Origin of the sequence: Paenibacillus intestini (assembly GCF_030803945.1) — a bacterium.
Lineage (GTDB): Bacteria > Bacillota > Bacilli > Paenibacillales > Paenibacillaceae > Paenibacillus > Paenibacillus polysaccharolyticus.
Genome location: NZ_JAURUN010000002.1, coordinates 307,050 through 331,668, shown reverse-complemented (window position 1 = coordinate 331,668; position 24,619 = coordinate 307,050). Strand labels below are relative to the sequence as shown.

Here is a 24,619-nt window from a genome sequence, read left to right as displayed (position 1 = left end):
TCGTTATGGGAGGACGCTGGAGTCTTATGTCAAAGGAAAACGATAAACAGTTCGTGACAGAAATTACACCGCAGGGTGAGGATTTCTCTCGCTGGTACATTGATGTTATTAAAAAAGCAGATCTGATGGACTACTCACCGGTTCGTGGCTGCATTGTATTTAAACCGGACGGCTTCGAAATTTGGGAGCATATCAAGGATGAGATGGATCGCCGTTTCCGCGAAACGGGCCATCGCAACGCGTACTTCCCAATGTTCATTCCCGAAAGCTTTTTCCAAAAGGAAAAAGAGCACGTAGAAGGGTTTAACCCTGAGTTGCCTTGGGTAACTGAAGCAGGCGGAGAAAAGCTCGAAGAACGTTTGGCGATCCGCCCAACTTCCGAAACGATCATTGGACATATGTACTCCAAATGGATTCAGTCCTATCGTGATCTGCCAGTATTGATTAACCAATGGGCTAACGTGGTTCGTTGGGAAAAGAGAACGTTGCCGTTCCTTCGCACGAGTGAGTTCCTGTGGCAAGAGGGGCATACAGCGCACGAGACAGAAGAAGAAGCTCGCGAAGAAACGATGAAAATGCTTGAAATCTACCGTGAAGTAGTCGAAGAATACCTTGCCATTCCGGTTATTACGGGGCAGAAGACCAAATCCGAGAAGTTTGCCGGGGCTGTGGATACGTTCTCGATTGAAGCCATGATGAAAGATGGACGTGCCGTACAGGCAGGTACTTCTCACTACATGGGAACGAACTTTGCCAAAGCCTTTGAAATTCAATATTTGAGCCGTAATAACGTTCTGGAACTTGCGCATACCACTTCATGGGGAACAAGTACACGTTTGATCGGAGCTTTGATTATGGTTCACGGAGATGACCGTGGTCTTGTGCTGCCGCCAAAAGTGGCACCAACGCAAGTGGTGATGATCCCGATTGGACCGCCAAAAACACGTGATGCCGTTGTAGGTCGTGCGGATGAATTGTTTGCTGAACTGAAAAAAGCAGGTATTCGTGTGAAAATGGATGATCGCAGTGATGTTCGTCCAGGCTGGAAGTTCAACGAGTATGAGATGCGTGGTGTACCGATCCGTTTGGAGATTGGCCCTCGTGATATGGAGAACGGCGTATGTGTTCTTGCCTCCCGTATTACTGGAGAGAAGAAAGTGGTTGAGCAAGCAAACCTCGTTGAAGAGATTCAAACGATGTTAACTCAAGTTCAGGCAGACATGCTTGATCGTGCTCGTACATTTATGTCAGACAACTTCTACTCCGTAGACACACTGGATGAGATGAAAGAACTGATGGAAAACAAACGCGGATTTACACTGGCTGGCTGGTGTGGGTCAGAAGTATGTGAAGATAAAGTAAGAGAAGTCACGGGTGCAACCAGTCGGAACATTCCGTTCCAGCCTGCGGAAGAAAAGCACATATGTCTGGCGTGTGGTGAAAAAGCGCAGCACACTGTTGTGTTTGCAAGAGCATACTAGTTGACGGCTTGATGAAGAGAGCTTATTCACCGGTTTAGTAATGAATGAAGAGCTTCTGTCGGATAAAATGGATCGGTGCGGGTTCGGATCGGGGACATTTTTGAATACAGAGGCTTTTCATGTTTTAAGGGGGCACAGGAGGAACACGATGAGTGGATTTGAGGAGAAGAGAAAACGGTTTGAGTTGTTGATGAAACAGGCAGAACTTCCGGTAGGTTTGACTGACCCTTATTTCCTGGATGGGTGGATTGAACAGGTCGAGACCAATCGTACGAATCGCGAATGGCATATTCAGATTGGAAAGGACACACTGGTGCCAGCGCCGATCTATCGAACGTTCAGTCTGCATATTCAGGAGAAGTTAAATCATATAGCTAAAATTACATTTGCTTTTAAATATACAGACAAGGTGCTGTCTAATGATATCGTAAATGAGTATTGGAACCTGTTTCTGGAATGGGTTACTCGTGAAATTCCGTCTGTAAATGGTTGGATGAATCGTGCGACAGTGGAATGTGAAGACGATCTGCTGCAACTGACGATGAGTGATTCCACATCTATGGAACTTGCTCGCAAAAAGCAGATTGACCAAGCTATTACTCGATTCTACGAGAAGTATTTTCACTTGCCACTGCGTATTAAAATACAGGTGGGTGAAGCGGGAAGCAACAAAGAGGCGATGGAGCAATTCCAGGCCCAGAAGAAAGTAGAAGAACGACAGGTAATCGAAAAAATGATGAGTGAAGTCATAGAGACGGAACTGCCGGAAGAAGAAGATCAAGGTGATGTGCGGTTGCAGATGGGGTATGAGATCAAAGAGCCGGCTGTTCCGATGCAGGAAGTTCAGGATGAGGAGAAGAAAATTACACTCCAGGGAACGATCTTTGGTCTGGACCGCAAGGAACTGCGGAATGGAAATACCTTATTCACCTTTTATCTGACAGACTTTACGGATTCAATGCAAATGAAGATGTTTGCCAAAACCAAAGAAGATGTCAAAATTCTCAGCTTGCTGGCGAATGGAAAATGGGTAAAAGTTCGCGGACGTGTAGAGTACGACCGGTTTATGCAAATTCCTGAGCTTGCTATGATTCCTTCGGATCTGACTGAAATCAAGGCACCGCCATCTCGTAAGGATACAGCGGAGGAGAAACGTGTAGAATTCCACTTACACTCTACGATGAGCACGATGGATGCCGTAACGTCCATTGATAAATATGTCAAAACAGCTGCTGATTGGGGACATAAGGCCATTGCCGTAACGGACCACGGTGGTGTTCAGGTTTACCCAGAAGCATCCAAGGCAGCCAAGAAAAATGGGATTAAGATGATCTACGGCCTGGAAGCGAATGTGGTGAATGACTCTGTAGCGGTTGTGCTAAATCCACAATCAATGGATCTGAAAACGGCGACGTATATCGTATTTGATATCGAGACCACGGGACTGTCGGTAACGCAGAACAAAATCATTGAGATCGCCGCTGTCAAAGTTCAAGAGGGCAAAGAGGTGGATCGTTTTGCTACCTTTGTCAATCCGCATGAACGAATCCCATACAACATTCAACAGTTAACCAACATTACAGATGAGATGGTAAAAGATGCACCAGAGCTTGAACCGGTTATTCGTGACTTTGTTGCTTTTGCCGGAGATGGTGTACTGGTCGCGCACAATGCACGGTTTGATATGGGCTTTATTCAGGCATCCCTCAAAAATCTGGACATGCCTGAGCTACCAAATCCGGTGCTTGATACCCTAGAACTGGCTCGTCTTTTATATCCAAAAATGAAAAATCACCGGTTGAATACACTGGCTGATAAATATAAAGTTGCACTGGAAAGCCATCACCGGGCGATCGATGATACGATTGCTTTGGCAGGCATTTTGAATGGACTCATCAATGATGCAGCCCAATTAAAAGGTCTGACGATGCTGGATCGTTTGAATGATTTCGTTGGGGTAGATTTGTCGAATACACGTCCTTTCCACTGCGGAATTTACGCGTTGAATGATGTAGGCAAGAAAAATCTGTATAAGCTGGTTTCCCTCTCACATACCGAATACTTCAAACGTGTTGCATGTATACCAAAGTCCAAGCTCGTAAGCTTGCGCGAAGGATTAGTTGTCATATCAGGCTGTGAAAAAGGAGAATTCTTCGAAGCTGTCCTTAACAAATCGGTGGAAGAAGCCGAGGAAATCGCCGAGTTTTACGACATTCTGGAGATCCAACCATTGACCATGTACATGCATCTGGTGGACAAAGGACTTGTGGCTACGCCAGAAGAACTAAAACTTGCGGTTCGTAAAGTCGTAGATATCGGCGCCAAATTGAATAAACCTGTCATTGCTACAGGTAATGTTCATTACTTGGAGCCGCGAGATAAAATTTATCGGGATATTACGATTCATGGGATTACCGGATTCAGTCCGCTTAAAGACCAGCGCAAACCGGATGCTCACTTCAGAACGACAGCCGAAATGCTGGAGGAATTCCAGTTCCTTGGACAGGATAAAGCGTATGAAGTTGTGGTTACCAATACCATTGAGCTAGCCGATCGTTTTGAGGAGATCAAGCTCTTTCCGGACAAACTCTTTACGCCGATTTTGGAGGGTGCGGAGGAGGAAATCCGTAACACCTGTTACAACACGGCCAAATCGATCTATGGTGAAGACCTGCCGGAAGTCATTATTGCTCGTTTGGAAAAAGAATTGCAGCCAATCATCAAATACGGATTTTCTGCCAACTATCTGATCTCGGAACGTCTCGTTAAAAAATCAAATCAAGATGGTTATCTTGTAGGTTCGCGGGGATCGGTGGGTTCGTCCGTCGTAGCAACGTTCCTGGGCATCTCGGAAGTTAATCCGCTTCCTGCACATTATATCTGCGTGAACCCTGAATGTAAGCACAGCGAATGGTTCCTTGACGGTAGTGTACCGAGTGGATTTGACTTGCCAGACAAACCATGTCCTGATTGTGGTGGGAAACTCAAAGGGGAAGGACAGGATATTCCGTTTGAAACTTTCCTTGGGTTTAAAGGGGATAAAGTTCCCGATATCGACTTGAACTTCTCGGGGGATTATCAGCCCCATGCCCATAATTACACGAAAGTGCTGTTTAGTGAGAAAAGTGTGTTCCGTGCGGGTACGATCGGAACGGTCGCTGAGAAAACGGCGTTTGGTTTTGCGAAGAAATACGAAGAACAACATCAAAAGAAATGGCGCGGCGCCGAGCTGAATCGTCTGGCATCCGGCTGTACCGGTGTAAAGCGAAGCACGGGACAGCATCCCGGCGGAATCGTCGTTGTACCGGATTATATTGAGGTGGAAGATGTTACACCTGTCCAGTATCCGGCAGATGATGTTACAGCAGAGTGGAAAACGACCCACTTTGACTATCACGCATTTGAAGAAAACCTGTTGAAGCTTGATATTCTGGGACACGATGATCCGACGATGATGCGTATGCTGCAGGATCTTACGGGCGTTGATCCAACAACGATTCCGATGAATGATCCCAAAGTCATGAGCATGTTCAACTCCACGGATGCCCTTGGCGTAACCCCGGAGCAGATTCGCTCCCCTGTTGCGACATTCGGTGTGCCAGAGATGGGTACGAAATTCGTGCGTCAGATGCTTGTCGAATCTCAGCCGTCGTCTTTTGCCGATTTGTTGCAGATTTCGGGGCTTTCTCACGGGACTGGCGTATGGCTTGGCAATGCGCAGGATCTGATCAAGAACGGCACATGTAACATCAAAACGGTAATTGGCTGCCGGGATGACATCATGTTGTTCCTGATCTATAAGGCGGGAATGGATGCGAGTCTGGCCTTTAAGATTACAGAGAGTGTTCGTAAAGGACGTGGACTGCCACAGGAATGGATTGACGAGATGAAAAACTGCAAGGTACCGCAATGGTACATTGACTCCTGTCTCAAAATCCAGTACATGTTCCCGAAAGCCCACGCGGCTGCTTACGTTATTTCAGCTGTACGTACAGCATTTTTCAAGCTGTATCATCCGATTGAATATTACGCGACATACTTTACCGTTCGTGCAGACGAGCTGGATATTGAGCTGGTGTGCCAAGGTTATGATGCCATCTATCGCAAAATCGTAGAGATCGAACAGCTCGGTTTCCAGGCGCCGCCAAAAGAGAAAAACAGCCTTCCTGTTCTTGAAATGGCACTGGAGATGGCCGCTCGCGGCTTCTCGCTTAAACCGATTGATCTGTACCGCTCAGAAGCGACCAAATTCATTGTGGACGAGAAGTCTCTGATTCCTCCATTCTCTGCACTGGCAGGTATTGGGGATAACGCGGCTCGTAACATTGCAGCGGCCCGCGAGCATGGGGAATTTCTGTCGATTGAGGATTTCCAGCAGAAGTCCAAAGCAACCAAAACGATTGTGGAGTTGCTGACCAACATGGGATGTTTCCGTGGTTTGCCTGAAAGCAATCAGCTGTCCTTGTTCTAATTGACAGGCAATTAGCAGGATAACTTCATTTGTTATGTCTGAAGCCATACACTTCGATTTTTCCTTCATTAGTGTGGTTGGTATGCAAAGGTGGGTTACTTGTCACTATTACCAGACTATGTTATAATTTTTGAAGTGAACGAGATAGTACGAATTTCTGAAGAGTGGGGAAACCCACTCTTTAGTCTTTGGTATACAAGAATCTTGGGTATTTAATCATCTGCCAGCGATTATAGTTGGTGTGACCTAAGTTGGAGGTTATCGGTTTTGAGCACAACGAATATTAAATCTACCGTGGAAGAAATGATCCAACCCTACTTGAACGAACAAGGCTTCGAGCTGGTTGACATCGAATACGTCAAAGAAGGCAGCAACTGGTTTTTACGGGTGTATGTCGACAAAGAGGGTGGAATCGACATCGACGATTGTGTCTTGATCAGCGAAAAGCTGAGCGCCAAGCTTGATGAGAACGATCCGATCCCATCTGTCTATTTCCTTGAAGTGTCTTCTCCCGGTGCGGAGCGTCCACTGAAAAAAGCGGAGGATGTTGCCAAAGCCGTAGGCAAAAACGTATTTGTTACAACCTACGAGCCGGTGAATAAATTAAAGGAATTCGAAGGCAAGCTGCTTTCCTTTGATAATGGGGAGCTTGTGATTGAAGCAGGCAAGAAGCAGCATACCATTTCTTATGAAAAGGTTGCCAGTGCGCGCTTGGCCATTTTGTTTTAAAGTGCCTTGTTCACTTGATTAATGAAAAAGACACATCTCACGATAACGGCAAGGTGCTCACAAGTTTCGAGCCTTAGCCGTTTTACGTATGGGATGCCATGTTTGAAAGGGGGATCAACATTCATGAGTATGGATTTTATTGAAGCAATGAATGAATTGGAACGGGAAAAAGGGATCAGCAAGGATGTGCTGTTTGAAGCGATCGAGGCTGCACTTATCTCCAGTTACAAGCGTAATTTTAACACGGCGCAGAACGTACGTGTTGACATGAACCGTAATACGGGGGTTATTCGCGTATATGCCCGCAAACTGATCGTGGAAGAAGTCCTGGATTCACGCACTGAGATTTCATTGCCTGCTGCACGGGAAATTAATCCACACTTCCAGCTGGAAGATATTGCGGAGATTGAAGTTACGCCGCGCGACTTTGGACGTATCGCCGCACAAACGGCTAAACAGGTTGTAACTCAGCGGATTCGTGAAGCCGAACGTGGCCTGATCTACAATGCTTTCGTGGATAAGGAAGAAGATATCGTTACGGGAGTAGTGCAGCGTCAGGATTTGCGCAATATCTACATCGACCTGGGCAAAATCGAAGCGGCACTGCCACTCACAGAGTTAATGCCGAACGAGAAGTTTGTTCACGGTGACCGCATCAAGGCTTACATCACCAAAGTAGAGAATACGACCAAAGGGCCACAAATCATTTTGTCCCGTACTCATCCGGGCCTCTTAAAACGCCTTTTCGAACTGGAAGTGCCTGAGATATTTGACGGTGTAGTTGAGATTCGTTCGGTTGCCCGCGAAGCAGGATTCCGTTCCAAAATCGCAGTTCATTCTCGCAATGAGGAAGTTGATCCGGTTGGATCTTGTGTAGGTCCAAAAGGGATGCGCGTGCAGACCATTGTGGGTGAGCTGCGCGGTGAGAAAATCGACATCGTTCGTTATTCCGAACAAGTGGACGAATATGTGGCGAATGCACTGAGTCCTTCTAAAGTCTTGGAAGTTCACGTGTTCGAGGAGGAAAAGATGGCTCGGGTGATCGTTCCTGACTATCAACTGTCCCTTGCCATCGGCATCAAAGGTCAAAATGCTAGATTGGCAGCCAAATTAACGGGCTGGAAGATCGACATTAAGAGCGAGAGCCAGGCGGAGCAGGAATTCGGCAGAGAAAAAGATTCTTCTTCGGAAATGCATCAGGATTCCGTCTCCGTCGACTAAAGGAAAGCACGGAGGGGGCGCTGACGTATGAAACCTAAAAAAGTGCCGCTGCGCAAATGTGTGGCATGTCAAGAAATGATGCCCAAAAAACAACTGATTCGCATCGTTAAAACGCCTGAGGACGAAGTACTGATCGATTTGACCGGGAAAAAGTCCGGACGAGGCGCATATCTGTGTGGCAAAGAGTCTTGTTTCAAGCTTGCACTTAAAAATCGTGCGCTTGATCGTGCGCTGAAGAGTAAAGTTTCACCAGAAATCTATGAACAGCTCGCTGCCGATTTCGTTGCAGTTGAGGATGAATTCATTGCTGCACAGGAGCGTGAAGAGGATGAGTGATATGAAAGTGTTGTCTTACCTCGGTCTGTCCATGCGCGCTGGTAAACTGCTCACAGGTGATGAGATTGTGCATAAGGCGATCCGTTCGGGTGAAGCCAAGATGGTTATAGTTGCAGGCGACGCCTCGGCGAATACACAAAAGAAATTTCGCGACAAATGTGCTACTTACAAGGTTCCGCTTCTTATCGGATTGGATCGTGACCGTATTGGGTCAAGCATCGGTAAAGACACGCGGGTGGTTCTTGCAGTAACAGACCTTGGGTTTGCAAAAATGATCTCCAAGCAAGTCGGTATAATGTCGGAGGTGGAGTATATTGAGTAAACAGGAAAACAAGGAAAAATTGCGAGTTTATGAATATGCGAAGTCCCTTAACATGAGCAGTAAAGAAATTATAACCATTCTTAAAAAGCTGGATATTCCCGTTAACAATCATATGAGTGTGATGGAGAATGGTTCAGTCGGTAAAGTGGAACAATTTTTTAAAGATATAAAATCCACTGCCGCTTCGAAACAAGGTGGCGAAGCCAAGTCTGTTGCGACTTCGGCTGTGCGCAGTGACAAACCAGTGGACAGCAACAAGCCGGGCGGCGGAGTGAACACGCCGAATAACAGCACAACAGCCGGTAGTCCCGTACAAACAAAAATACAACAGGAAAAGCAGGTAGGTATGAACAATAGACCAAATTCCAACAATAACAATGGCACTCAGAGACCAAGCGGCCAAGACAGCCGTAACAGAACAAATTCTTCTTCCCAAGGTTCAAGCCAAGGAGGACAAACAGGAAATCGTCCAAGACCAGCTTCAAGCGGTCAAGGAAACACGGCTTCCCGCCCGCAAGGGTCCGGACAACGTCCGAACAATAGCGGTGGTCCAGGCAGAACTACAGGACCGAACACCGGTAGTAACTCTGCCAATAGCGCTAACCGTACTGGTGGCCAAGGGCAGGGACAAGGCGGCCAGCGCAGAGGTGGTCAAGGCAATTCCGGTAATAATAACAGCGGCAACCGTTCCAATAGTGGTGGCGGAGGCGGACGTCGTTTCGACGATAACCGTGGCGGTAACTTCCGTAATAACCGTGGTGGCAAGAACAACCGTAACAGAAATCAGCAACAATATGTACAACGTGAGAAAATCGATAACACGCCGAAGAAAATCATCGTTCGTGGTGATATGACGGTTGGTGAAACAGCGAAACTTCTTCACAAGGATGCTTCTGAAGTTATTAAAAAGCTGATTGGTATGGGTGTTATGGCAACCATTAACCAAGAGCTTGATATCGATACCATTCTCCTCCTTGCAGGTGAATTCGGTGTTGAAGTTGAAGTGAAAATTGTGCTTGAAGACGATCGTTTTGAAACCGTTGAAGAGAATGATGATCCTGCTGACCTTCAATCCCGTCCTCCAGTTGTAACGATTATGGGTCACGTTGACCATGGTAAAACAACATTGCTGGATGCCATTCGTTCTACGAATGTAACTGGCGGCGAAGCGGGCGGAATCACTCAACATATCGGTGCATATCAAGTTGAAATTAACCACAAGAAAATCACGTTCCTGGATACTCCGGGTCACGAAGCATTTACAGCAATGCGTGCCCGTGGAGCACAAGTTACAGATATGACGATTATTGTAGTCGCTGCCGATGACGGTGTTATGCCACAAACGGTTGAGGCGATTAACCACGCGAAAGCGGCAGGTTTGCCAATCATCGTAGCGGTTAACAAAATTGATAAGCCGGGCGCTGATCCTGACAAAGTAAAACAGGAACTGACCAACTATGAACTCGTTCCGGAAGAGTGGGGCGGAGATACGATCTTTGTAAACGTATCTGCGAAACAAAGAATGGGTCTGGAAGGTTTACTTGAAATGATTCTGCTCGTTGCAGAAGTAAATGAATACAAAGCAAATCCGGATAAACGTGCCCGGGGTACGGTCATTGAGGCTGAGCTTGATAAAGGACGTGGACCAGTTGCACGTATCCTTGTACAGCATGGTACACTGAAAGTCGGAGATGCGTTCGTAGCGGGTAACTGTTTTGGTCGTGTACGTGCAATGGTCAATGATAAAGGCCGCCGTCTGAAAGAAGCAGGACCATCTACACCGGTAGAAATTACAGGTTTGACTGAAGTGCCAGGAGCAGGAGATCCGTTCATGGTGTTCGAAGATGAGCGTAAAGCTCGTTCCATCGCTGACAAACGTGCGATTACGCAGCGTGAATCCGATCTGGGTACGAACACACGTGTAACTCTGGATGATCTTTTCCAACACATCAAAGATGGTGAGATCAAAGATTTGAACGTGATCATTAAAGGTGACGTACAAGGTTCGGTTGAAGCATTGAAAGGTTCCCTTGCGAAAATCGAGGTTGAAGGTGTACGCGTGAAGATCATTCACAGCGGTGCTGGTGCGATCACGGAATCCGACATCATTTTGGCTGCAGCTTCCAATGCCATCGTGATCGGTTTCAACGTTCGTCCTGAAAACCAAGCCAAAATTACTGCGGATCAAGAGCAAGTAGACATTCGTCTGCACCGCGTCATCTACAGTGTTATCGAAGAGATTGAACAAGCAATGAAAGGTATGCTTGATCCGATCTACAAAGAAAAAGTGATTGGCCATGCTGAAGTACGTAATACCTTCTCCATCAGTAAAGTGGGTACCATTGCGGGTTGTATGGTTACCTCTGGCAAAATCACTCGTTCTGCGGAAGCTCGCCTGATTCGTGATGGTATCGTCCTTTACGAAGGTAAGCTGGATTCCCTGAAACGCTTTAAAGATGATGCCAAAGAAGTGGCTCAAGGTTACGAGTGTGGTATCACATTGGATAAATACAACGATCTCAAGGAAGGCGATGTAATTGAAGCCTTCATCATGGAGACCGTACAACGATAAGCAAGGAAGTTTGAGGTGAACAACAATGGCTAAGATTCGTACAGGTAGAGTGGGCGAGCAGATCAAGAAAGAACTGAGTCTGCTCATCCAGTCAGAACTGAAAGATCCACGCATCGGTTTTATTACCGTGACAGGAGTTGAAGTAACTGGCGACTTGTCGCAAGCCAAAGTTTATCTGAGTGTCTTCGGTGAACAGGAGCAAAAGGATAACTCGCTTAAAGCACTTGCAAAAGCAAACGGCTTTTTGCGCACGGAGCTGGGCAAACGTATCCGGTTCCGTCATGTTCCCGAGTTGATATTCAAGATTGACGAATCAATTGCATATGGTAGCCGAATTGAAAAGCTGCTTGGCGATATTGGTTCTGACAACGACAAAAACGAATCCCAGTAACAGAATAGAGGAGACGGCAATGCACACTTATGAACAGGCGCTCCAGGCAGGAAAACAATTCTTGCTGGAGCATGACGATTACCTGGTCGTGTCGCATGTACAGCCGGACGGTGACGCAGTCAGCTCGACGGTAACGATGGGCTGGCTGCTGTCATGTCTGGGAAAAACATTCACAATGATTAATGAGGGCGAAATCCCATCACGCATGCGTTTTCTGTATCATGCGGATGCCATTGTGAACATGACCGAACAACCCCCGGAGCGTAAGTTTAAAGCGATCATTTGTGTTGATTGCGCTGACTTTGCAAGAGTGGGGCTTACCCGTCAATATTTTGAAGAAGACGCCATTATTTTGAATATCGATCATCATCCTACGAATAACGGATATGGTTCAGTTAACATTATAAAATCCGATGCAGCAGCAACGGCCGAAATTTTGTTTGAATTGCTACAACTATTTGACATTACATGGGATAAGGATATAGCTACGGCAGTATATACAGGCTTGCTAACAGATACGGGTGGATTCCGTTATGCGAATACAAGTCCCAATGTGATGACTGTTGCTTCCCGCTTACTGGAGCATGGTGTAGATGGGCCTTATTTGGCACAAACGCTACTCGAAGAGGTGACGCTCCCGCAGATTCGCATATTGAACAAGGCACTGTCCTCTTTGCAAATGTCAGAAGACGGTAGAGTTGCCTGGGTTGTTATTACACCAGAAGATATGCAGGAGTGTGGAGCAGCCAACGAAGATCTGGAAGGGATCGTCAACTATACCCGTAACATTCGTGGAGTAGAAGTGGGCATCTTTTTCAAAGTGATCAACGATAATGCTGTTAAAGCTTCCTTGCGTTCTGCCGGTAAAATAGATGTTGCAGCACTGGCACAAACTTTTGGTGGCGGCGGACATGTTCTCGCAGCTGGATGCCGACTGGAAGGCAAAGTCGAAGAAAGCGTGGAAAAAGTGTTGAAGCAGGTGAATACACAATGGTAAAACCGTTTGAAGGTATTCTCCCGGTATACAAACCAGCGGGATTTACTTCCCATGATGTTGTAGCCAAAATGCGTCGGATTTTGAAAATGAAGCGCATCGGTCACACGGGCACGCTCGATCCGCAGGTAACTGGCGTTCTTCCGTTATGCCTTGGGCGAGCGACACGGGTGGTGGAGTATATGCAGGAACTTCCGAAGGAGTATCTGGCGACACTAAGGCTGGGCCTTGCTACAGACACCGAGGATCTGACGGGGGAAGTTATTGAACGTTCGGAATCCCCTGTAGAAGTAACTCAGGATCAGGTGGAAGAGGTGTTACAGAAGTTTCTGGGTACCATTTCGCAGGTTCCGCCGATGTATTCAGCAGTAAAGGTCGACGGAAAACGGCTATATGAGCTTGCCCGCGAGGGTAAGACTGTAGAACGCAAGAGTCGTGAAGTCACCATCTACGAGCTTGAGCTTATCGGGATCGAAACCCATGATGGCACAACGGATATATCGTTCCGTGCCTTGTGCTCAAAAGGGACGTATATTCGCACATTATGTGTAGACATCGGTCGTGAACTTGGTTTCCCTTCCACCATGGTTAAGCTGGAGCGCACCATATCTGCTGGTATCTCGGCAGATCATTGTCTTCGTATCGAAGACGTGGAACAGCGTATGAACGAAGGGACTCTCTCTGAAGCATTGATTCCCGTAGATGAAGCGATCTCTTCCATTCCAGCCCATAAAGTTGGAGAAGAACAGACGAAGGGCGCTCTACAGGGCCAAAAGCTGTCAGCACGTTTACTGGAGCCACCTGTGGAGAAGCCAGGGCTACTCCGTCTATACGCTCAAGATGGAACGTTTCTAGGTATTTTTGAACGGGATGAATCGAAACCAACCGTGAGGGCTGTTAAAGTCTTCTTACCGGAATAAAGAGGCAATGGCTTGGCGTGATGACGAGGTTCAAGCTTGGCCTATCAAGTGAAATGCAGGTGAATGATTGTGAAAACCGTAATGCTAACCTATCCGCAAACATTGCAATCGGCGGAACTGAGTACACATCCCCAAGTGCTGGCTATCGGTCAATTTGACGGGTTGCATCTCGGACATGCAAGCGTCATTCTATCCGCTGTTCGCATCGCTAGGGAATCGGATATGAAGGCGGCCGTCATGACCTTCCACCCACATCCGAAGGAAGTTATGCGCAAAGGGGATTACGAAGGTTATCTGACGCCTCTGAGAGACAAAGAAGAAATTTTGGCTGGCATGGGCGTAGACATACTCTATGTTGTTGAGTTCAATGAATCATTTTCACAGCTCTCGCCAGAGCAATTCGTTCATGAACTGTTGCTTCCTCTCCAAACGCGTACAGCGGTTGTTGGATTTGATTTCCGGTTCGGGCACAAAGGTGCTGGGGATGAACAAATGCTTCGTGCGCTCGGGGATGGAGAAATGACAGTAGAGACCGTGCCTCCGTTCTTGCTGGGCGGGGAGAAAGTAAGTAGCTCGCTGATCCGTGCTCTTTTGAAGCGTGGTGAGATGGATGAGGCAAGCCAGTGGCTTGGACGTCCTTATAGTGTCAGAGGTACTGTGATTCACGGAGAGAAAAGGGGACGGACCATCGGTTTTCCTACCGCCAATCTCGAACTTACCGATCACTATGTTACACCAGCCAAAGGTGTATATGCTGTACGAGTAAACGTTGGCGATCAAGAATTGACAGGTGTGATGAACCTTGGTGTCAAACCTACCTTTCACGAGAATGGAATGAGACCGACGTACGAAGTACATCTGCTTAATTTTGACGGCCAAATCTATGATCAGGAACTGAAAGTAGAACTGGTGCATTACATTCGAAATGAACGAAAATTCGATTCCATCGATGCTCTGATTGCTCAGATCCGAGAAGATGTACTGACCGCAGCTCGCTTACTGTCCTAAAAACTTTAATAAAATGGATGTTTACATTTACTTTGTCCGGGCAAGTATGGTATAATGTACTACGTTGTCGAATGAGGCAACATTAACCTTAGCTTGGTTACACGCTCTCACCGGCGGTGACGAGGCTAATGGCGATTATAATGAAGGAGGTGAATAGGATGGCATTGACTCAAGAACGTAAACAACAACTGATCGACGAGCACAAAACTCATGAGTCCGATACTGGATCACCTGAGGTGCAAGTTGCTATCCTTACGGAAAACATCAGAAGTTTGACAGACCACTTGCGTACGCATAAGAAAGACCACCACTCACGTCGTGGACTTTTGAAAATGGTAGGTCAACGTCGTAAGCTTTTGGCTTACGTGAAAAACAAAGATGTTAAACGTTACAGCGCACTGATCGAAAAACTCGGATTGCGTCGTTAATTATCGTACATGTTTTCAAAATCAACCTGGCTGTTATCCGCTTTTCTTTTGTCTAAAAGGACAAGCGGAGCTTACAGCCGGGTTGTTTTGTAGATGAACATGTTGCCATATATTTGTAGCTGAGGGCTCCGCAAGGAGCTTTTGTTTTGCAAGTCAGTCTCCGGCCTGTCCAACTATAGTTAATGAATGCTGGACAAGCAGGAAATACTGTGAATATGCAGAATCCATTGTGATAGGAACGAATTAAAGGAGGGATTTCATGGAACAGCGTGTTGAAATGCAGCTTGGTGGAAGAAAGCTTACGCTTGAAACCGGGCGTTTGGCCAAGCAGGCAAATGCTGCCGTAAAGGTAACATACGGGGATACCGTCGTATTGTGTACCGTGACAGCATCCAGTGAGCCGAAAGATTTGGACTTTTTCCCACTAACGGTGAACTATGAGGAAAGATTGTACGCTGTTGGTAAAATCCCAGGTGGATTTATCAAGCGTGAAGGTAGACCATCCGAGAAAGCAATTCTGGCAAGTCGTCTGACAGACCGTCCGATTCGTCCATTGTTCCCGGAAGGTTTCCGTAACGATGTACAAGTTCTGAATATTGTTATGAGCGTGGATCAGGATTGTGAACCACAAATCGCAGCAATGATTGGTACTTCAGCAGCACTGAGCATTTCCGATGTACCTTTCAGTGGGCCAATTGGCGGTGTGAAGGTGGGCCGTATTGATGGAGAGTTCATCATTAACCCAACAATTGCACAGCTTGAAGTCAGCGAACTTGAACTCGTGGTTGCAGGAACTAGAGATGCAATCATGATGGTTGAAGCGGAAGCGAATGAATTGCCAGAAGAAGTAATGCTTGAAGCAATCATGTTCGGACATGACGAGATCAAAAACATCGTGACGGTCATCGAACAGCTTGTACAAGTTGCCGGTAAAGAAAAAATGGAAGTCAAACTGCATGCGGTTAATGCAGAAGTAAACAGCAGCGTTCGTGAGTATGCAAGCGCACGTCTGGTGGAAGCAGTTAAAATTGCCGAGAAACATGCACGTCAGGATGCCATCGATGCAGTGAATGACGAAACCGTTGCTCACTTCGAAGAGAAGTATCTTGAAACGCCTGAATTGCTCAAAGATGTGAAAGAAGTGCTGCACGATATCGTCAAAGAAGAAGTGCGCCGTCTGATCACTCACGATAAAGTACGTCCGGATGGACGCGGCCTTGCTGAAATTCGTGCAATTGAATGTGATACTTCACTGCTTCCGCGTACACATGGTTCAGGTCTGTTCACACGTGGACAAACGCAAGCACTGAGCATCTGTACACTAGGTGCACTGGGTGACGTTCAAATTCTGGATGGCATCAGTTTGGAAGAAACGAAACGTTTCATGCATCACTATAACTTCCCGCCGTTCAGCGTAGGTGAAGCTCGTCCGCTTCGTGCGCCAGGACGTCGTGAAATCGGACATGGTGCCCTTGGTGAGCGTGCATTGTCTAAGGTTATTCCTTCTGAAACGGACTTCCCATACACGATTCGTTTGGTATCTGAAGTATTGGAATCCAACGGTTCTACGTCCCAAGCAAGTATCTGTGCAAGTACACTTGCCATGATGGACGCAGGTGTACCAATCAAAGCACCGGTAGCTGGTGTGGCGATGGGTCTGATCAAAGACGGAGACCATGTATCTATCCTGAGTGATATTCAAGGTATGGAAGATCATCTGGGCGATATGGACTTCAAAGTAGCAGGAACACCTGAAGGCGTAACAGCGATTCAAATGGATATTAAAATTGATGGAATCGATCGTCAAATCTTGTCCGAAGCGCTAGCTCAAGCCAAAGAGGGACGTATGCACATTTTGGGTAAAATGACCGAAGTGATGAAAACACCTCGTGAGCAATTGTCCCAATATGCGCCTAAAATTACGACTATGCATATCAATCCGGACAAAATCCGTGATGTCATCGGCGCTGGTGGTAAAATCATCAATAAAATCATCGAAGAAACCGGTGTTAAAATTGATATCGAGCAGGATGGACGTGTCTTTATCGCTTCTTCCAATCAGGAGATGAATGATAAAGCCAAAGCGATCATCGAAGGCATTGTACGCGAAGTACTTGTTGGCGAAATCTATGTCGGCAAAGTAAAACGCGTTGAGAAATTCGGTGCATTCGTTGAAGTGTTGCCAAACAAAGAAGGTCTGGTTCACATCTCCCAATTGTCTACTGAGCGTGTAGCGAAAGTAGAAGATGTTGTGGCGATTGGTGATTCTATTACTGTAAAAGTAACCGAGATTGATCCGCAAGGTCGAATCAACTTGTCTCGTAAAGCAGTACTAACAGCAGAAGCTCCTGCGCAATCCTAGGTTGCTGACGTTGGTTTGAATAACATAAGCATGATTGAATGAAGAGACAGAATGTGAATTTCTGGCTCTTTTTTTAACGTTTAAACAAAAATACGTTCCATTCATAAGATTGCAGTTTTTATTCATATTCCTGTCCTTGTCCTCATATGATGGGGACAAAGACGGCAGGAGGATGGAGCTGTGAGAAACCAATCCAAAAAACTGGCGGTTGTTCTTGCGGGTGTGGCGGCGGTCATGCTAATCGGACAAGTGGACAGTGTACGTACATACATTACGGAGATCCGTGATGGTCCGGGAACTCAGAATGCTTTTGACATGTTTAAGGAAGTGACCGGAGAAGAGTCATTGTTATCTGCGATCAAGGATAAGGCAGCTGAAACTCGAATTGCACCGGTGAATGCGAGAGTTGATCGAGTATGGAAAGCGATCCCGGGTTATAACGGCCTGGAGATCGACGTAGAAGCTACGTATCGCAAGGCGCTGGGTGGCACGCTGAATACCAAAATTCCATATGTCTATCGCCAGACCGAGCCGGAAATTCAGTTAAAAGACCTGGGGGCACATCCGATTTATCGAGGCAATGAGAGTAAACCCATGGTTTCTTTTATGATTAATGTCGCTTGGGGCAATGAATTCCTTGTTCCAATGTTGGACACGCTTGACGCGGAGAAGGTGAAGGCTACATTTTTTCTGGATGGAAGTTGGCTGAGCAAAAATGCAGAACTCGCCAAGGAAATTCAGAAGCGTGGACATGAGCTTTCCAACCATGCATATTCACATCCCGACATGAGTCGTTTGAGTGCAGAGCGAGCCCGATTAGAAATTAGCAAAACCCAGGATCTGTTGCAACAAACCCTTGGAGTGGAAAATCGTTGGTTCGCTCCGCCTTCGGGTGATTTTAATCAAAAAACGGTGGATATCGCGGCATCTATGGGGCTAAAAACCGTCTTGTGGACGGTAGATACAGTGGACTGGCGCAAACCCAGCCCAGACTCTGTCATAGCCAAAATTGCCAATAAAACCGAGGCCGGATCGTTAATTCTCATGCATCCAACCGCATCCTCCGCAGGAGCACTGAAAGGTATGATCGATTCCATCCATGCTAAAGGACTGTCGTTAGGAACTGTAAGTGAAACGTTGTCTTCTGAACGGGTGCAAGGCCATACGGTTGAGTGAACGCCGTTTTTTTGTTAATATCAAAAAGTTGGAACCAAATGTCGATTTCATCATTATTGAAATCAGGGCAATTATAGAGATGTAGGAGGGCCAACCGTGAAAAAAATTCAGCTGGGCAATGGCCTCAGAGTTGTGATGGAACAAATCCCGACCTGTCGTTCCGTGTCATTTGGAATCTGGGTCAAAACAGGTTCGCGTAATGAGCGAACAGAAAATAACGGGGTATCCCATTTTATTGAACATATGCTTTTTAAGGGGACGGATCGGTTTGATGCGAAGGCGATTGCGGAGCAGTTTGATGCGATCGGCGGTAACGTAAATGCATTTACCTCCAAGGAATATACCTGCTATTACGCAAAAGTGTTGGATGAGCATCTGCCTATTGCGGTGGATGTGTTGTCCGATATGTTCTTTCGCTCCAAAATGGACGACGGTGAACTCGTCAAAGAGAAAAATGTGATTTTGGAAGAAATCTCAATGTACGAGGATACGCCTGACGACATGGTTCACGATTTGATGGCGCTCGCTGCATATGGAGAGCATCCACTGGCATATCCAATCCTGGGAACCGAAGAACGTCTTAAAGCGATGGATTCCAGTCATTTACGTGCATATATGAAGGAACATTACACCATCGAGAACACCGTGATCAGTATTGCGGGTAACATTGACGATAGCGTGATTGATCTGATGGAGAAACACTTTGGTGCGTTTGATGTTAACGGTGTAACCGAGGAAGTAAACATTCCGGCTTTTCAAAGCGGTCAGCTCTTCCACAAAAAGAAAACGGAGCAGAATCATATCTGTATTTCGTTTCCAGGTTGCAAAATCGGAGACCCGCTACAATTTGCGATGGTTGTTCTTAACAATGCGATTGGTGGCGGTATGAGCTCCAGATTGTTCCAGGAAATCCGTGAAAAGCGAGGGCTAGCTTACTCCGTTTATTCTTATCACAGCTCTCATGCGGACAGCGGACTATTCACGATCTATGCGGGTACAGCGCCGAAACAGACCAAAGAAGTACTGGATCTAACCAAAGAAGTGCTACGTGATCTGGCTGTAAATGGATTATCCGAAGATGAACTGCGTAAAGGCAAGGAGCAGCTGAAAGGTAGTCTGATCCTGAGTCTGGAGAGCACGGGCAGCCGTATGAACCGACTGGGAAAAAATGAATTGATGCTTGGCAGACATCATACGCTTGACGAGATGATTGCCAAGATTGAGCAAGTCACGATGAAAGACATTGACGCTGTGCTTGATCTGATGTTTGCAGAGCCGTTTGCGCTCGCGATGGTAGGAGCATCAGACAAGACGATTGCTGGACTTAGAAGGGATGATTTGGTTGCATTACGTTCAAATAAAGAAATTACCGGGTAACGAAGATATTAAACTGCCGCAAAAGATGTCCGAGCTGGCTGCTGGCTTTGATGTGGTGGCGGCATTGGAAGAAGAAGTTGTGCTAGAGCCAGGGCAGCGTACATTGATTCCGACTGGTCTTGCGATGGCGATGCCTGCCGGGCTGGAAGCTCAAATTCGTCCACGTAGCGGACTTGCTTTCAAACACGGGATTACTTGCCTGAATACACCGGGAACCATTGATGCGGATTATCGTGGTGAGGTGAAGGTGTTGCTCATTAATTTGGGTCAGGAGCCCTTTACGATTGTGCGTGGGGAACGGATTGCTCAAATCGTGTTTCAGACGGTGCCTGCCATCGAATTGACGGAAGTGGCTGAACTTTCGGAGACCGTGCGGGGCGAAGGCGGATTCGGGCACACAGGTAAATAACAATACCGATTTCTTTTTTTCAAATATATAGTTGGATAACTATAATAATATCGTGTTTTTCCCAGCCGTCCTTTACAGGGCGGCTTTTTATGTTGAACAAGGATTTCATTCCTTTATTGTTTCACCCCCCTGTAGGCCACTGCATACGATAAGGCATACATGTGGTGAAAGGAGTGACGTCCCGATGCTGACCGGAGTCCGGATAGTCGTTCTTGGCGGAGATGCAAGGCAACTTGAAGTCATTCAAAAATGCGCCGAGCTCGATGCGACGGTAAGTGTAGTAGGCTTCGATCAACTGGAGCAAGTGATTCCGGGCATTGAGCACCGCGAACTCAAGGATGAAGTATTTGCTTCTGCAGATGTACTGGTACTGCCTGTTGTGAGCTGTGATGATCAAGGAAAAGTGAGCTCTTCGTTTAGTGGTGAACCGATTGTTCTGAAAAAGGAACATATGGCCGCCCTGCCGGAGCATTGCACCGTATTTACTGGTATGGCAAAGCCGTTTTTGCGTGAACTTTGCGAGGAGAATGGCCTTCGGCTTGTGGAAGTGCTTGATCGTGATGATATCGCACTATACAACTCTATTCCGACAGCGGAGGGAGCCATCGCCATTGCAATTAAAGAAACGGATTTTACGATTCACGGGTCTGAATGCATCGTGCTTGGCATCGGTCGAACAGGGTTTACGCTAGCCAAAACATTGCAGGGACTTGGAGCTAATGTACGAGTGGGAATTCGGCGGAATGAGGATGTTGCCAGAGCAACAATCATGGGCTGGAAGCCTTTCATGACAACGGATTTGGCCGCTCAAACCGGGGAAGTTGACTTGCTTTTTAATACGATACCGACTATGATAATCACAGCACAAATCCTGTCCAGAATGCCTCAAAAAGCGGTTATTATTGACCTTGCATCCGCCCCTGGCGGCTGCGATTTCAGATATGCCGACAAACGTGGCATCAAGGCACTGCTCGCACCAGGCCTCCCCGGCATTGTTGCTCCCAAAACGGCTGGCGGCATTATTGCCGACGCGTTAATCCGTTTGCTTTTGGAAGAACAGAACGCACGGGAGGTTAAATCATGAACTGGCAGGGTAAAACGGTAGGTTACGCAATTACGGGGTCTCATTGTACGTTTGAAGAGGTTATGCCAGTCATTAGCCGCTTTGTATCCGAAGGCGCGAATGTCGTTCCGATTATTTCGAACTCGGTACTGACGACGGATACACGTTTCGGTACAGCGCAGAATTGGCAAAAACAATTGAAAGATATAACGGGTAATGATATCATCTCTACAATTGTTGAGGCGGAGCCTTTAGGGCCCTCTAAGCTGCTTGATGTGCTGGTCATTGCTCCATGTACGGGGAATACCACAAGCAAGCTGGCGAACGCGATGACGGATAGTCCGGTGCTTATGGCTGCAAAAGCGCAGATGCGTAATCAGCGTCCGCTTGTGCTGGCGATATCGACGAATGATGGACTTGGTTTGAATGCAGCAAATATAGCTAAATTATTAGTGGCCAAATATGTATATTTTGTACCGTTTGGTCAAGATGATCCAATGAAAAAACCAAACTCGTTAGTTGCCAAAATGGAACTTATCCCGGAGGCTTGCTGGAGTGCACTAGAAGGAAAGCAATTGCAACCGATGATTGTGGAGCGTGCTCCACAGGCTTAAGGATGGCATTAGGGCAATAACGGCAATGCGCTTGGAGAAATGAAGAAGGGTACGAGAGACAAAGAAAATCATGGGGGACGATAGCTGGTCTATACAGCTACCTCTAAACACGTTCCTGTTCATAAGGGCATTCCTGCTTGCATATGATCTTCATGCAGCAAGCAGGAGAGATGTATTTGATATACATGTCATACATGCCGTATACATTGCTGAGATTATCGCATCGGAACGCTCCCAAGGGTTATGCATTTGTTGATTTGACCCGTGTCCAGTCTTCTTGCGTACACAAATGGAGGAATAAAGATGCGTATTATGGTACAAAAATTTGGAGGTACATCGCTCTCTACAGTGCAAGCGAGAGAGCATGTGCTCCGGCATGTTAAACGTGAGCTCGAAGCGGGTTTTAACCTCGTTATTGTGGTTTCAGCTATGGGCCGCCGCGGTGAGCCGTATGCTACGGATACACTTTTGGACTGGGCTGCACAGAACGGAAATGCTCTATCTGCTCGGGAAAAAGATTTACTGCTGTGCTGTGGTGAAATTATTTCTGCAACAACGCTCAGCAGCTTGCTTGAACATGAAGGCATTCCAACTTCAGTGCTGACCGGCGCACAAGCGGGTTTTGTGACGGACGACAATTTCGGGAATGCCCGGATATTGGATGTCCGTCCTGTTCGTGTGCTGGAACAGCTTCAACTTGGTCGTGTTGTCATTGTAACTGGATTCCAGGGACAAACGGAAAAAGGCGATTTTACCACACTCGGACGCGGAGGCAGTGATACATCCGCTACAGCTCTGGGTGCAGCACTACAAGCTGAGATGGTGGACATCTACACGGACGTTAACGGGATATTAACGGCTGACCCTCGGATTGTTGAAGATGCTCGTCCACTAACCGTAGTAAGCTATGCAGAAATCTGTAACATGGCTCATCATGGGGCAAAGGTTATTCATCCGCGTGCCGTCGAGATTGCGATGCAATCGCAAATTCCTGTGCGGGTAAGATCTACTTTTGCCGATACAGAAGGTACGCTTGTTACCCATCCGGAAGGGTTTCAGGATGTACAGACAGGCATTATTGACCGCTATGTAACCGGTATTGCTTATGTGAGCAATGTTACGCAAATTACGGTGGATGTGCCTGGTGGGACGGATCGACTGCAATTAAAAGTTTTCAAAACGATGGCTGAAAATTCAATTAGCGTTGATTTTATTAATGTTACCCCCTCGGGAGTCGTCTATACCGTATTTGATAGTGATTCAGAGAAGGCTATACGCGTATTGCAGGAGATCGGTCTAAAGCCTCAAAGTCTGTCCGGCTGTGCCAAAGTATCTGTTATTGGCGGAGGAATTAACGGTGTGCCTGGAATTATGGCCCGCATTGTGGAGTCACTGACGCTCGCAGACATTCAGATTTTGCAATCAGCGGATTCCAACACGACGATCTGGGTGCTTGTCAAAAAAGAAGATATGGTTCAGGCCTTGAGGGCACTTCATACCTCATTCGAACTTCACTTGTAACTCACCCATGTTAGCGGACCCAGACTTGTTTTGAGGGAGGAATCGAATTGGACTTTGGAAGATTGATTACAGCAATGGTCACTCCGTTCAATGCACAAGGAGAGATACATTGGGAGGAAACGGCACGTCTCATCGATTATCTGATCGTTGATCAAAAGTCGGAGACTCTCGTGATTTCTGGTACAACAGGGGAGTCGCCAACACTTAGTGATACAGAGAAAGTTCAATTATTCGAATTTGCAGTGAAACATGCGGCTGGAAGGTGCAAGATTATAGCCGGGACGGGTAGCTACAATACAGCGCATTCTATCCATCTGACAGAGGAAGCTGAACGTGTCGGGGTAGACGGGGTATTATTAGTTGTACCGTACTACAACAAACCTAGCCAAGAAGGTATGTTTAGACATTTTGAAGCGATTGCTGCTGCAACGACGTTGCCAGTGATGCTGTACAATGTACCTGGACGTACTGTCGCAAACCTGTCTGCCGCAACCACATTGCGACTGGCACAAATCCCGAATATTGTGGCGACGAAGGAATGTGCATCCATGGAGCAGGTGACTTTAATAGCAGCGGGTGCGCCTGACCATTTCAGAGTCTATACAGGGGATGACGCAGCAGGTCTGCCTGCTATTGCAGTCGGTGCTCACGGTATTGTTAGCGTGGCGAGTCATGTCGTAGGTGCGGAGATGAAAAATATGATCGATGCCTTTTATGGCGGCGACCCTCTACAGGCGAGACGCATTCATCAGAAGCTCTTCCCGCTCTTCAAAGGGCTGTTTGAGTGCCCACAGCCTTTGCCTAATCCGGTAGCGGTAAAATATGCATTAACTTTACGTGGACTGAACGTAGGTTCAGTACGTCTGCCTTTGATTCCGCCTACTACGGAGGAGCAGGATTACATTAAAAATCTGCTTCAATTGTAAATAAAAGTTGGATTCTTTAGACGTTTATTAATGATAAGCATGAGCGCTTTGTTTAACGAAAGAACCGCACCTCTCAAGTTGAGGCAGCGGTTCTTTTTTTGACGAGCGATGTAAGGTTTCTTTTTTTGCAGGAAGGGAAACCTACAGGTTAACGAGAGAGTGACTTGTTTTTTCTGTTTTTAATCATGTATAATGATGTCAAGTGACTGGGTGCGGTATTTTTTTGAAATTGAAAGCGACATCGTTTCGTTGGTGTGGCTTTGCGGTGAAAAAGGAAGGAACGGCTAAGAGGGGAAAT

Annotated in this window: 20 protein-coding genes; all 20 read left to right on the top strand. The window is 46.8% G+C overall.

Going from position 1 to position 24,619, the window contains the following annotated elements:
• The first annotated feature begins 26 nt into the window (after nucleotides 1–26).
• The 20 genes from proS (at nucleotide 27) to dapA (ending at nucleotide 24,321) form a co-directional block, all read left to right on the top strand.
• Entirely contained in the window at nucleotides 27–1,481 is a 1,455-nt protein-coding gene (gene proS, locus J2T16_RS06675) for a proline--tRNA ligase (RefSeq protein ID WP_221790539.1), read from the top strand.
• A gap of 148 nt (nucleotides 1,482–1,629) precedes the next feature.
• Nucleotides 1,630–5,952, top strand: coding sequence for a PolC-type DNA polymerase III (locus tag J2T16_RS06670; protein WP_221790537.1), 4,323 nt, complete (start codon nucleotides 1,630–1,632; stop codon nucleotides 5,950–5,952).
• 267 nt (nucleotides 5,953–6,219) lie between these two features.
• Nucleotides 6,220–6,681: a ribosome maturation factor RimP gene (gene rimP / locus J2T16_RS06665; RefSeq protein WP_090923836.1), complete on the top strand. Its 462-nt coding sequence runs from the start codon at nucleotides 6,220–6,222 to the stop codon at nucleotides 6,679–6,681.
• Nucleotides 6,682–6,804: 123 nt separating this feature from the next.
• On the top strand, nucleotides 6,805–7,902 hold the full coding sequence (nusA, locus tag J2T16_RS06660; protein ID WP_090923835.1) for a transcription termination factor NusA: 1,098 nt from the start codon (nucleotides 6,805–6,807) through the stop codon (nucleotides 7,900–7,902).
• 27 nt (nucleotides 7,903–7,929) lie between these two features.
• Nucleotides 7,930–8,238, top strand: a complete 309-nt coding sequence (gene rnpM, locus J2T16_RS06655) for an RNase P modulator RnpM (protein ID WP_090923834.1) — start codon at nucleotides 7,930–7,932, stop codon at nucleotides 8,236–8,238.
• Entirely contained in the window at nucleotides 8,231–8,560 is a 330-nt protein-coding gene (locus tag J2T16_RS06650) for a L7Ae/L30e/S12e/Gadd45 family ribosomal protein (protein ID WP_154886347.1), read from the top strand. The genes rnpM and J2T16_RS06650 overlap by 8 nt, the downstream gene beginning before the upstream one ends.
• Nucleotides 8,553–11,132 carry a translation initiation factor IF-2 gene (infB, locus tag J2T16_RS06645; RefSeq protein WP_221790535.1) on the top strand — a complete coding sequence of 860 codons (2,580 nt, stop codon included), beginning with the start codon at nucleotides 8,553–8,555 and terminating at the stop codon, nucleotides 11,130–11,132. Before J2T16_RS06650 ends, infB begins: the two co-directional genes overlap by 8 nt.
• Before the next feature lie 25 nt (nucleotides 11,133–11,157).
• A complete protein-coding gene (rbfA, locus tag J2T16_RS06640) occupies nucleotides 11,158–11,523 on the top strand; it encodes a 30S ribosome-binding factor RbfA (protein ID WP_090923831.1) in 366 nt (121 codons plus the stop codon).
• 19 nt (nucleotides 11,524–11,542) lie between these two features.
• The gene (locus tag J2T16_RS06635; RefSeq protein ID WP_090923830.1) at nucleotides 11,543–12,520 is read left to right on the top strand and encodes a DHH family phosphoesterase; all 978 of its coding nucleotides are present in this window, start codon (nucleotides 11,543–11,545) and stop codon (nucleotides 12,518–12,520) included.
• On the top strand, nucleotides 12,514–13,437 hold the full coding sequence (truB, locus tag J2T16_RS06630) for a tRNA pseudouridine(55) synthase TruB (RefSeq protein ID WP_154886344.1): 924 nt from the start codon (nucleotides 12,514–12,516) through the stop codon (nucleotides 13,435–13,437). The genes J2T16_RS06635 and truB overlap by 7 nt, the downstream gene beginning before the upstream one ends.
• A 69-nt stretch (nucleotides 13,438–13,506) precedes the next feature.
• Nucleotides 13,507–14,445: a bifunctional riboflavin kinase/FAD synthetase gene (locus J2T16_RS06625; RefSeq protein WP_418792738.1), complete on the top strand. Its 939-nt coding sequence runs from the start codon at nucleotides 13,507–13,509 to the stop codon at nucleotides 14,443–14,445.
• A gap of 158 nt (nucleotides 14,446–14,603) precedes the next feature.
• Nucleotides 14,604–14,873, top strand: a complete 270-nt coding sequence (rpsO, locus tag J2T16_RS06620) for a 30S ribosomal protein S15 (protein ID WP_056700672.1) — start codon at nucleotides 14,604–14,606, stop codon at nucleotides 14,871–14,873.
• Between the two features lie 259 nt (nucleotides 14,874–15,132).
• A complete protein-coding gene (pnp, locus tag J2T16_RS06615) occupies nucleotides 15,133–17,235 on the top strand; it encodes a polyribonucleotide nucleotidyltransferase (RefSeq protein WP_336122382.1) in 2,103 nt (700 codons plus the stop codon).
• 180 nt (nucleotides 17,236–17,415) lie between these two features.
• Nucleotides 17,416–18,411 (top strand): polysaccharide deacetylase family protein, encoded by a 996-nt coding sequence (locus J2T16_RS06610; RefSeq protein ID WP_499017991.1) that lies wholly within the window; start codon nucleotides 17,416–17,418, stop codon nucleotides 18,409–18,411.
• 96 nt (nucleotides 18,412–18,507) lie between these two features.
• Nucleotides 18,508–19,788, top strand: a complete 1,281-nt coding sequence (locus J2T16_RS06605) for a M16 family metallopeptidase (RefSeq protein WP_090923826.1) — start codon at nucleotides 18,508–18,510, stop codon at nucleotides 19,786–19,788.
• Nucleotides 19,754–20,197, top strand: a complete 444-nt coding sequence (gene dut / locus J2T16_RS06600) for a dUTP diphosphatase (RefSeq protein ID WP_090923825.1) — start codon at nucleotides 19,754–19,756, stop codon at nucleotides 20,195–20,197. The genes J2T16_RS06605 and dut overlap by 35 nt, the downstream gene beginning before the upstream one ends.
• 184 nt (nucleotides 20,198–20,381) lie before the next feature.
• The gene (gene dpsA, locus J2T16_RS06595; protein WP_090923824.1) at nucleotides 20,382–21,281 is read left to right on the top strand and encodes a dipicolinate synthase subunit DpsA; all 900 of its coding nucleotides are present in this window, start codon (nucleotides 20,382–20,384) and stop codon (nucleotides 21,279–21,281) included.
• Complete coding sequence (locus J2T16_RS06590) at nucleotides 21,278–21,874, top strand: dipicolinate synthase subunit B (protein ID WP_123064494.1); 597 nt, start codon at nucleotides 21,278–21,280, stop codon at nucleotides 21,872–21,874. The genes dpsA and J2T16_RS06590 overlap by 4 nt, the downstream gene beginning before the upstream one ends.
• Before the next feature lie 303 nt (nucleotides 21,875–22,177).
• Nucleotides 22,178–23,395 (top strand): aspartate kinase, encoded by a 1,218-nt coding sequence (gene dapG, locus J2T16_RS06585; protein WP_499017988.1) that lies wholly within the window; start codon nucleotides 22,178–22,180, stop codon nucleotides 23,393–23,395.
• Between the two features lie 47 nt (nucleotides 23,396–23,442).
• A complete protein-coding gene (gene dapA, locus J2T16_RS06580; protein ID WP_339838048.1) occupies nucleotides 23,443–24,321 on the top strand; it encodes a 4-hydroxy-tetrahydrodipicolinate synthase in 879 nt (292 codons plus the stop codon).
• Nucleotides 24,322–24,619 lie beyond the last annotated feature (298 nt).